At 62.0% G+C, this 4,352-nt stretch carries 4 protein-coding genes; all 4 read left to right on the top strand.

The genetic code is table 11. From position 1 onward, the window contains the following. Positions 1-1,194, top strand: a 1,194-nt coding sequence (locus tag HJB82_RS31420) for an ABC transporter substrate-binding protein (protein WP_221133271.1), incomplete at its 5' end; no start/stop codon positions are given. Between the two features lie 141 nt (positions 1,195-1,335). Beyond that, positions 1,336-2,289, top strand: coding sequence for a carbohydrate ABC transporter permease (locus HJB82_RS31415; protein ID WP_207581918.1), 954 nt, complete (start codon positions 1,336-1,338; stop codon positions 2,287-2,289). Further along, positions 2,286-3,257: a carbohydrate ABC transporter permease gene (locus HJB82_RS31410; protein WP_221142371.1), complete on the top strand. Its 972-nt coding sequence runs from the start codon at positions 2,286-2,288 to the stop codon at positions 3,255-3,257. The genes HJB82_RS31415 and HJB82_RS31410 overlap by 4 nt, the downstream gene beginning before the upstream one ends. 3 nt (positions 3,258-3,260) lie before the next feature. Further along, the coding region (locus HJB82_RS31405; protein ID WP_221142370.1) for an ABC transporter ATP-binding protein at positions 3,261-4,352 on the top strand (1,092 nt) is incomplete at its 3' end.

Below are 4,352 nucleotides of genomic sequence, written 5' to 3'. Positions count from 1 at the left end.
GCAGCTGACGTAAAAGAAGTTCAGATGCTGCACTGGTGGACGTCTGGCGGCGAGGCAGCGGCGCTGAACGTTTTGAAGCAGGATCTGTCGAAGGAAGGTTTTGCCTGGAAGGACGTGCCGGTTGCCGGCGGCGGCGGTGATGCGGCGATGACGGCGTTGAAGGCGATGGTTGCCGCAGGCACCTATCCGACAGCCTCGCAGATGCTGGGCTATACCGTGCTCGATTATGCCCAGGCCGGCGTCATGGGCGACCTGACCGAGACGGCCAAGAAGGAAGGCTGGGACAAGTCGGTGCCGGCAGCGCTGCAGAAGTTCTCGGTTTATGACGGCAAGTGGGTCGCAGCCCCGGTCAACGTGCATTCGGTCAACTGGCTGTGGATCAACAAGGCGGTGATGGACAAGATCGGCGGCACCCAGCCGAAGAGCTTCGACGAGCTGATCGCGCTGCTCGACAAGGCCAAGGCTGCGGGTGTGATCCCGTTGGCGCTCGGCGGCCAGAACTGGCAGGAAGCGACGATGTTCGATTCCATCGTGCTGTCGACCGGCGGTCCGGAATTCTACAAGAAGGCTTTCAACGACCTCGACGAGGAATCGCTGAAGTCGGACACGATGAAGAAGTCCTTCGACAATCTGGCGACGATCATCAAATATGTCGATCCGAACTTCTCGGGCCGCGACTGGAATCTGGCGACCGCCATGGTCATCAAGGGTGATGCGCTGGTGCAGGTGATGGGCGACTGGGCCAAGGGCGAATTCGTCGCCGCCAAGAAGACCCCGAATACCGACTTCCTCTGCTACCGCTTCCCCGGCACCGAAGGCAGCGTCGTCTACAACTCCGACATGTTCGGCATGTTCAACGTCCCCGACGACCGCAAGGCGGCCCAGGTGGCGCTGGCGACCGCAACGCTGTCGAAGAGCTTCCAGTCGGCCTTCAACGTCGTCAAGGGTTCGGTGCCGGCCCGCACCGACGTTCCCGACACCGACTTCGACGCCTGCGGCAAGAAGGGCATCGCCGACCTGAAGGCTGCCAATGAGGGCGGCACGCTGTTCGGCTCGCTGGCCCAGGGTTATGGCGCACCGCCGGCCATCGCCAATGCCTACAAAGATGTCGTCTCGAAGTTCGTCCACGGCCAGATCAAGACCTCCGACGAAGCCGTCAAGCAGCTCGTCCAGGCGATCGACGACGCCCGCTGAGACCACGCTCGATGACACCGCTTCCCCGCGCATTGTCGCGGGGAAGCCTCAGGCTCCGACGATCATCCCGCGACGATTGTGCGGAGAGGCTATGCAGGGATCATGCAGGGCCACCATCATGCAGGAGGGAGACGACATTCCATGAGCACCGTTGCGACCACCGATCCGGTTCTGACGCCGGCGCAATCGACGCCGATCTCGCTCAGAGGCCGGCTGCAGGATGCGTTGCCGAAGATCGTGCTGGCGCCGAGCTTCGTCATCACCCTGGTCTTCGTCTACGGCTTCATCGTCTGGACGGCCTATCTGTCGTTCACCAATTCCAAGACCTTTCCGTCCTATGCGCTGACCGGGGCGCGCGCCTATCAGCGGCTGTGGCGCTGGACCTTCGAGAGCGATCCGCCGTCCTCCTGGTATACCTCGATCACCAACATGGCGATCTTCGGCTTTCTCTATATCGGCATCTGCCTGGCGCTCGGACTGTTCCTGGCCATCCTGCTCGACCAGAAGATCCGCGGTGAAGGCATATTGCGGCCGATCTTCCTCTATCCGATGGCGCTGTCCTTCATCGTCACCGGGGTTGCCTGGAAATGGTTCCTCGATCCCGGCCTTGGGCTCGAGCAGACGCTGCACCACTTCGGCTGGACGAGCTTCCACTTCGACTGGATCAAGAACAAGGACTTCGTCATCTACACCGTCGTCATCGCCGGTGTCTGGCAGGCGTCCGGCTTCGTCATGGCGATGTTTCTGGCCGGTCTTCGCGGCATCGACGGCGAGATCATGAAGGCGGCCCAGATCGACGGCGCTTCCGCTTTCCAGCTCTATCGGCGCATCGTCATTCCGCTCTTGCGGCCGATCTTTCTCTCGGCCTTCATCGTGCTCGCCCATATGGCAATCAAGTCCTACGACCTGGTGGTGGCGCTGACCTCCGGCGGCCCCGGCGGCTCGGCCTGGCTGCCATCGAACTTCATGTATGAATACACCTTCAAGCGCAACGAGATGGCCGTCGGCTCGGCCAGCGCCATCATCATGCTGATGACGATCTCGGCGATCATCGTTCCCTATCTCTATTCCGAACTGAAGGAGAAGGCGCGATGAGCAGCGTCACCTCTTCGACGATAACTGCGACCACACCGCCTTCGCAGAGCGGCGACAACAGGAATAACAACACCCGCTGGATCGGCCGGCTGGTCATCTACGGCCTGCTGGTCATCTTCGCCGTCCTCTATCTGATGCCGCTCTTCGTCATGCTTACCACCTCGTTCAAGACTATGGACGAGATCCAGAACGGCGACATGCTGGCGCTGCCGCAGACGCCGACCTTCGATCCCTGGATCAAGGCCTGGGGCGAGACCTGCGTCGGGCTGACTTGCGCCGGCATCAAGGGCTACTTCTGGAACTCGATCAAGATGGTGGTGCCGGCGGTGGCAATCTCCACCATCATGGGGGCGCTGAACGGCTATGTGCTGACCAAGTGGCGTTTCCCCGGCCATACGCTGGTGTTCGGGCTGATGCTGTTTGCCTGCTTCATCCCGTTCCAGTCGGTGCTCTTGCCGATGGCAACGATCCTCGGTTCGCTCGGCGGCTTCGGCATGACGCTGCAAAACGCCACCGGCTTTTCCTTCGGCTTCGGCAATCCGACCGTCAATCTGGTCTTCGTGCATGTCGTCTACGGCCTCGGCTTCACCACGCTGTTCTTCCGCAATTTCTACGAGGCCTTTCCGACCGAGCTGGTAAGGGCCGCCCAGGTCGATGGCGCCAGCTTCTTCCAGATCTTCCGCCGCATCATGCTGCCGAACTCGCTGCCGATCATCGTCGTCACGGTGATCTACCAGTTCACCAATATCTGGAACGACTTCCTGTTTGCCTCGGCCTATGCCGGCACCGGTGATTCCATGCCGATGACGGTGGCGCTGAACAATGTCGTCAACACCTCGACCGGTGTGGTCGAATACAATGTCAACATGGCTGCGGCGATGATCGCGGCCGTTCCCACGCTGATCGTCTATATCCTCGCCGGCCGCTACTTCGTGCGCGGTCTGATGGCGGGCGCTGTCAAAGGGTAACCCATGGCCTTCCTCGAAATCTCCGGTCTCAGAAAACGCTTCGGCGCCATCGACATTCTCAAGGGGATCGACCTCGAACTCGAAAAGGGCGGCTTTCTCGTGCTGGTCGGCCCGTCCGGCTGCGGCAAGTCGACCCTGCTCAACACCATTGCCGGGCTGGAGACGATCACCTCTGGCGATATCCGCATCGACGGGCGCGATATCAGCGGCCTGCATCCCTCCAAGCGCGACATCGCCATGGTGTTCCAGTCCTATGCGCTCTATCCGAACATGACGGTGGCGGGCAATATCGCCTTCGGCATGGAGATCCGCGGCGTTCCGAAGGAGGAGCGCGCCAAGGCGATCAAGCAGGTCTCCGACATGCTGCAGATCGGCCATCTGCTCGACCGCAAGCCGAGCCAGCTTTCCGGCGGCCAGCGCCAGCGCGTCGCCATGGGTCGGGCGCTGGTGCGCAATCCGCAGGTCTTCCTGTTCGACGAGCCGCTGTCCAATCTCGATGCCAAGCTGCGTGTCGACATGCGCACCGAGATCAAGCGGCTGCACCAGCGCATGGGCACCACCTTCGTCTATGTCACCCACGACCAGATCGAGGCGATGACGCTGGCGACCAAGATCGCCGTGCTGAAGGACGGGGTGCTGCAGCAGTTCGGCACGCCGGCCGAGATCTATAACAACCCCGCCAATCTGTTTGTCGCCGACTTCATGGGATCGCCGGCGATGAACCTGCTGAACGCCACCGTCGAGAATGGCGCGGCCGGGCTTGCCGTCGCGCTGGAGCGGCCGAACGCCGCCCCGCTCCGACTGCCGGTGGTCTCAGGCAATCACGGCCTGTCTTCCTATGCCGGAAAACAAGTGATCTTCGGCATCCGCCCGGAAGCCTTGACCGACCCCGACGGCGCCGACCGCAAGGCGCGCTCGCTGACCGAGGACGATTGCCTGATCGAGGTGGTCGAACCGGCCGGCTCCGACACCTTCGCCGTCACCAAGCTCGGCGGCAAATCCGTCGTCGCCCGCCTGCGCGCCGATGCCGGCATCGCTCCGGGACAGACAACTCGCCTTGCCTTCAATCTCGACAAGGCCGTGTTCTTCGATCCG

Source organism: Rhizobium sp. NZLR10, assembly GCF_019685125.1.
In the GTDB taxonomy this organism is placed as follows: Bacteria; Pseudomonadota; Alphaproteobacteria; order Rhizobiales; family Rhizobiaceae; genus Rhizobium.
This window is presented reverse-complemented; position numbering and strand designations above follow the sequence as displayed.

Coding starts and splice junctions, on each gene's coding strand:
- HJB82_RS31410 (WP_221142371.1), top strand. CDS start 2,286: ATGAGCAGCGTCACCTCTTCGACGATAACTGCGACCACACCGCCTTCG.
- HJB82_RS31415 (WP_207581918.1), top strand. CDS start 1,336: ATGAGCACCGTTGCGACCACCGATCCGGTTCTGACGCCGGCGCAATCG.